The organism is Brachybacterium tyrofermentans (assembly GCF_039526165.1).
Taxonomy (GTDB): Bacteria; Actinomycetota; Actinomycetes; order Actinomycetales; family Dermabacteraceae; genus Brachybacterium; species Brachybacterium tyrofermentans.
On the sequence record NZ_BAAAIR010000029.1, the window covers coordinates 1 to 5,996 of the forward strand.

Consider the following 5,996-nt stretch of genomic DNA (forward strand, 5'->3'; position numbering starts at 1 on the left):
TTAGCGAGCCTGGTGGCCTCGCCACGCGCGGTCGCTGTGGCGAGGGCTTCATCGCGGGCCCGCCATGCGGCAGTTGCGTCGATTTGGGCCTGGGTGAGCGGGCGGCGAGCATCGATGCCGAGGTCGACGACGCGCAGCAGCGCGGTGAGCGCGTTGATCGTCGCGGTGCGCTCGGTGCTCATGTGGTCGCGGGAGGCGAGCAGCACCTTGACTGCCGCGCGAACGCCGTCGTCAGCGCGCGGTTCGCGCAGCTGCGTCTCATGCAGCGGGAGGGCTGCGGCAGCGATACGGCGTGCATCGAGCGGGTCAGACTTGCCGATCGTGCGGTTCGCGCGGGCGTTTATCCGCGGAGCCTCGACGACCGTGTATCCGGTGTCCGCGGCTACTGCGCGCAGACGAGCACCGTAGGTACCGGTGCCCTCGATCACCCAGAGCACAGTGACGTCACCGCCAGTGCGGCGCCCGGCCCACGACACGGCCCGAGACAGGCCTGCGGCGGTGGCTGGAAACTGGGCCTCATCAACGATCTCGCCGGTCGGGCAAGCGAGAATTGAGACGGCGTGGTTGCGGGCGTGGGTGTCCACGCCGATGACGAACGGACGAGCATGCGCGACGATAGCCATGGCGATCGACGCTCCTCTCCTGAGACGGACATGGTCACGGTCGCTGAACGGCCGGCGCCGGTCCGGGAAGAGGTCACTTCGGGGCGAATCTGTGATGGGCCACGACCGGAGGGTCGGGCAGTCTCCTGATGAGGTCACCGAGGTGGGCCGGACGGCGCCGGCCGCGCCGCACCGAGCGGACAATTCAACGGGAAGACACCGCAAGCTGCGGGCCAATTGCTTCGAGAGTCACACCCGGTTCGACACGACCGGTATCCATCCTGACCAGCCGATCCCAGATCAGCCAGAGCCAGACTCACAGATCGCCTCGGTGGGCCCGTTGCTGGTGCCTGGGCGATCGAAGAACGCCAAAATGTCGTCGGCGCGTCCGGTCAGCGTCCGGCCGAGCTTTCCCAGCTCGACGAGGTTGTCTGGGACCTTCGCTCTGAGGGCCGCGATGACCTTCTCCATCATCATTCTGGCTCTGGTCCGGTCGGGTTCTCGATAGGCAGCGATCATGGCCTGGTAGATCTCCCAGGTCGCCTCGACCGAAGCATGCTTCTCGCTGCTGAACAAGCTGCTGAGGCGCTCGCGTTGCCGCTCGGTCAACAGCTTGGTCCCGGTGTGGAGGGTGCGGCGGGACTTGTAGAGAGGGTCGTCTTTGCGGCCGCGACGCTTGTGGAGCTTCTGCTGGATCCGGCGCCGGCAGTCGTCCAGAGCGTCTCCGGCCAGGCGGACGACATGGAAGGGATCCATGACTGCGACCGCTCCGGGGAGGACCTCGCTGGTGGCCGTCTTGAACCCCGTGAACCCATCCATCGCGACGACCTCGATGCAGTTCTTCCACGCCTCGGGGCGGGCCTCCAGCCAGGCCTTGAACGCCGCCTTGGAACGGCCCTCGACCATGTCCAGCAACCGAGCGGGCCCGGTCTTGTCCCTGGTGGGGGTGAGGTCGATGATCACGGTGACGTACTTGTCGCCGCGGCGGGTGTGGCGCCATACGTGTTCATCGACGCCGATCACGCGGACTCCGTCGAAGCGGGCCGGGTCATCGATCAGCAGCCGCTTCCCCTCGGCGAGAACGGCGTCGTTAGCGGTATGCCAGGCCACGCCCAGCCCGGCGGCGACCCGCGCCATTGAGAGGTGGTCGATGACCAGGGCTTCCAGCGCCCACCGGATCCCGCCTCGGGAGAGCTTCGCCCGCTCTGCGGCCGCCGCGGTGGTGTCTTCGCGCCAGTGGCATCCGCAATGGTCACACCGATAGCGGCGAATCCGCACCAGCAATGTCGTGGGCCTGTGACCGAACGGCTCATGCGCCAGAGACCTGGCGACAGAGCCCCGCGAGGTCGACCGTGCTCCGCAGGCCCGGCACCACGGATCCTCCTCGGCGAGCCGACACTCCAGCACCGCCCGCGCGGCAGTGAGCCTCTGGCCGACCACGACCAGGCCAAGCTCCTCGAGGCGGGCGAAGGTCGTCAGGTCGGGGTCATCGAAGGTAGCGTTGAGCATGTCGAGGTCTTCCAGATGGTGAGAGTCAGAACTTCCATCTTCGGGAGACCTCGACGTCTATCCCGGCACCGACGCGCCCACCCCGCGTTCCACACCTACCCCCTCAGCTGCGAAGAGCCAGATTCTCGCGATGGGATGCAACCATTCCGCTCCCCGCGACGACATACGGGTGACACCAGCTCGAGGAGAGCCGCTGAGGCGGCCCGATGAAGGAGAAGACCATGACCCAGCTCCGCGATGTGACCCTCACCCGCCGGCGGGTCGCGCTGGCCCTCACCGCCCTGGCCGCGCTGCCCCTCGCCGCCTGTGGCGTCACCGAGCAGGCGGACTTCGAGGACGGCCCCGACTCCCCCGCGGCCGAGGTCCCGGAGGAGTCCGACGCCGAGCAGCCTTCGCCCTCGGACGGCGGCGGCGAGGAGTCGCAGACCGGCACCGACGGTGCTTCCGGCGGAGCGCCGGAGGTCATCGATCCCGCCGACGCGGTCGACACGATCAGCTACACCCTGCCCACCGACGAGATCGACGGCACCATGACCGTGGGCCTGCACCACCTGATCCAGCGCGGCCGGACGATGGAGCTGCTGCTGACCTACACCCCCGAGTTCCGCGAGTCCGGCACGTTCTCGCTGTGGGAGCTGCACGGCGACAACCACTCCAACGTGCCGCCGGCTCTGTTCGACCGCGAGAACCTCAAGCGCTACGACATCCTCGGCACCGGCAGCGCCTGGGACACCCCCAATGTCTGGAACAGCAAGCAGGCGGAGCACAAGCTCGCCTCCGGCGACACCCAGGCGTACTGGGCCACCTTCGCCGCCCCCGAGGACGACATCGACACGATCAACATCGCCATCCCCGGCGCCCCCGAGTTCGAGGACGTCCCGATCGAGCAGGGCGCCGCCGCGGACGACGCCACCGCGGAGGGTGGGGAGTGACCATGATCCGCACCTCCCCTCACGCGCGCCGACGCCTCGCCCGCCCCACTGCCGGCTCCGCGACCCTGCTCGCCCTCGCGCTCGTCACCCCGCACGCCGTCGCCGAGGTGATCTCGGACGGCCCGCCCGAGCCGGGCTTCGAGGTCACCGAGGAGGTCCTCTCCGACTCGATCACCCGGTTCGACGCCGCGGAGTCCATCACCCGCTTCGACGCCACGGAGTCGATCACCTCGCTCGGCGGCACGGACACGGACACAGAGGAGGACGTGATCGTGCTGGAGACCGACATCCTGTTCGCCTCCAACGCCTGGGACCTGCCCGCGCCCGCCGCCAGCAAGATCGTCGAGCTCGCCGCCGAGGTGCCCGAGGGTGCGACGGTGCAGGTGGGCGGGCACACCGATTCCCGCCCGGTGGACCGCTCCCAGTACGACTTCGACAACCAGCAACTCTCCGAGCACCGCGCCCAGGCGGTCGCCGATGCCCTGGCCGCCGAGCGCCCCGACCTCGCGCTCGAGGTGGAGGGCTTCGGGGACGAGCAGCCCGCCGTCTCCGAGGACCCTGATGACGCCTCCACCTACGCTGCGAACCGTCGCGTGGAGCTGCGCTACGGGGGATGAGCCCGGCCGTCGTCGGCCCGCCTGCCCGTCGGCCCGAGGCCGGCGGGCGGGTGGTCTGACCACGCGGCCGAGATCCCTCACCCTGCCTGGCCACCTCGCGCTCACGGCTCTAGGATCGAGGGGTACTCACCGCTACCAGCGTCGGCAGCGTTTCCCTGACCCCCGCCGCGCTGGAGCCCCATGACCTCGCACCCCGCCCCTCAGCCCTCGACCGCGGCCGCGCCGCTGCCGCCCGGCCGCCTGCGCCTGGTCATCCTGGCGATGTCGCTGGGTGCCTTCGCGATCGGCACCACCGAGTTCGCGAGCATGGGCCTGCTACCGCAGATCGCCCGTGACCTGGGCGTCTCCATCCCTCAGGCCGGCATGCTGATCACCCTGTACGCGCTCGGCGTGGTGGTCGGCGCACCCCTGGTGACGATCGCCGCGGTGCGGATGCCGCGCGCCCGGCTGCTGGTGCTGCTGATCGCTCTGATCGGGCTCGGGAACCTGCTCTCGGCGATGGCGGACAGCTACACCGTGCTCGCCGCCTCCCGCTTCCTCTCCGGCCTGCCCCACGGCGCCTACTTCGGAGTCGCCTCCCTGGTCGCCGCGCGCCTGTCCCCGGCGGGCCGACGCGCCCGCTCGGTGTCGCTGGTGATGCTGGGCCTGACCATCGCGACCATGCTCGGCGTGCCCGCCTCGACCGCGCTCGGGCAGAGCGTGGGATGGCGCTCCGCGTACGTGACCGTGGTGGTGATCGCTGCGATCACCACCATCGCGGTGTGGCGCCTGGTGCCCGAGCCTGAGGGGAGCGGCACCACCGGGTCGATCCGCGCCGAGCTGGGTGCGCTGCGCCGCGCCCAGGTGTGGTTCGCGCTCGGCATCGGATCGATCGGCTTCGGCGGCATGTTCGCCGTCTACAGCTACATCGGCGAGATCGTGCCCGGCGTGATGGGGCTCAGCGAGCGCGCCGTGCCCGTGGGTCTGTTCGTGTTCGGCCTGGGCATGACGCTCGGCAACATCCTCGCCGGCCGACTCGCTGATCGCAGCGTCTACGGCACGATCTTCCTGGGCCTGATCGGCATGGCACTCAGCCTCGCGGTGTTCGCGCTGGTCGCCCACAACGCGATCGCCGGGATGCTCCTGCTGCTCGCCCTCGCGATCACCTCCCAGATGATGGGCCCCTCGCTGCAGCTGTTCCTGCTGGACGCCTCCCCCGATGCGCCCTCGCTCGCCGCCGCGCTGCACCATTCGGCGCTGAACATCGGCAACTCCCTCGGTGCGGCACTCGGCGCGGCCGTGCTCGCCGCCGGCTGGGGCCTGCTCGCCCCGGCCTGGACGGGCATGGCCCTCGCGATCCTGGGCTTGGGGATCGCCGGCTGGTCCTTCGCGGTGCATCGTCGGCAGGAGGCCCGTCGGGCCGCGGCCGAGGCCGCCGAGAGCGCCGAGGTCCCCGCGGCCTGCTGAGTCGGCAGGCCCCGTCACGCGCCCGTCTCGCGTGCGCTGGATCGTGCGTCGGGGAAGACCCGCAGACGCTGCTGCGCCGCCTCGCGAAGCACCTGTCCGCGCATCCCGAGCAGAAGCAGGTGTGCTGGGCGGACAGCCTCGCCATGATCGATCTGCCGAGACCAAGCCGCCTGCCGGATCGCGGCTCGGGGGCCTCGTGGAGCTCGGGGGCGACGAGGCCCGCACCGGCTCCCCGTACCGAGAAACTCGCCGTGCGGATCGCGAGCGGGTCGTCGCCTCGCCGCTGCTTCGAGGAGCCACAGGCGCTGCGGGCCGGGATGCGCGCCTACGCCCGGGTGGTCTCGCTGCCGGGGCTGGCGGGAGCAGCTCGCGCTCGGGGAGGTGGTCGCGCTGGGACTCTCCCATCCCCGCACCGCGCTCGACGAGCGGCGGCTGACCCCTGTGGTAGGTGCGGAGAGCGGGATGGTGCGTGTGAGGACAACTCACACCTGGGCATCGAGGAGGCGGCCCGGAGCGACCTCGGCGCCCAGGTGCCGGAACCCAACTCCCACTTCCGCACGCGGGCCGACCAGGACGAACGCCCGATGGCGTTCCTCGCACAGGAGGGCGCGGACGCGAGCTTCGACGCCTACCCGTACACGCGCGTCGCTGATGTGGCAGCTATGGGGCGCTCGAGGGCGGTTATGGGGCTCATCGCATTTGAGGGTGTAGCCGGGGTCTGAAGCCGCCTGATTCGAGGAGGCTGCGGGCGATGTAGTTGGTGAGATTCCGGAAGCCGAGGGCCGAACCGCGGAGGTGCTCAAGCCGGCCGTTGAATCTCCTATGTTTGTCAAGCGGTGAGTTGGGCGCGGGCTGCGGTGGTGAGGTGGCGGTAGATCTCGCGGGCGAGG

The 5,996-nt window shown here is 70.2% G+C and carries 4 protein-coding genes and 1 pseudogene; 3 read left to right on the forward strand and 2 right to left on the reverse strand.

Annotation, left to right across the window (positions count from 1 at the left end; all coding sequences use genetic code 11):
- Positions 1-623: IS110 family transposase (locus tag ABD093_RS05800; protein ID WP_343923089.1), on the reverse strand; the 623-nt coding region annotated here is incomplete at its 3' end.
- A gap of 300 nt (positions 624-923) precedes the next feature.
- Positions 924-2,111 (reverse strand): annotated as a pseudogene (locus ABD093_RS05805) (ISL3 family transposase); the annotation flags it as partial.
- 221 nt (positions 2,112-2,332) lie between these two features.
- Here ABD093_RS05805 and ABD093_RS05810 point away from each other — a divergent pair.
- From ABD093_RS05810 to ABD093_RS05820, 3 genes are all read left to right on the forward strand, one after another.
- Positions 2,333-3,043 (forward strand): hypothetical protein, encoded by a 711-nt coding sequence (locus tag ABD093_RS05810; RefSeq protein WP_343923091.1) that lies wholly within the window; start codon positions 2,333-2,335, stop codon positions 3,041-3,043.
- 2 nt (positions 3,044-3,045) lie between these two features.
- The gene (locus ABD093_RS05815) at positions 3,046-3,660 is read left to right on the forward strand and encodes an OmpA family protein (protein ID WP_343923093.1); all 615 of its coding nucleotides are present in this window, start codon (positions 3,046-3,048) and stop codon (positions 3,658-3,660) included.
- A gap of 180 nt (positions 3,661-3,840) precedes the next feature.
- Positions 3,841-5,106 (forward strand): MFS transporter, encoded by a 1,266-nt coding sequence (locus ABD093_RS05820; RefSeq protein ID WP_343923095.1) that lies wholly within the window; start codon positions 3,841-3,843, stop codon positions 5,104-5,106.
- Positions 5,107-5,996: the final 890 nt, after the last annotated feature.

Coding starts and splice junctions, on each gene's coding strand:
- ABD093_RS05810 (WP_343923091.1), top strand. CDS start 2,333: ATGACCCAGCTCCGCGATGTGACCCTCACCCGCCGGCGGGTCGCGCTG.
- ABD093_RS05815 (WP_343923093.1), top strand. CDS start 3,046: ATGATCCGCACCTCCCCTCACGCGCGCCGACGCCTCGCCCGCCCCACT.
- ABD093_RS05820 (WP_343923095.1), top strand. CDS start 3,841: ATGACCTCGCACCCCGCCCCTCAGCCCTCGACCGCGGCCGCGCCGCTG.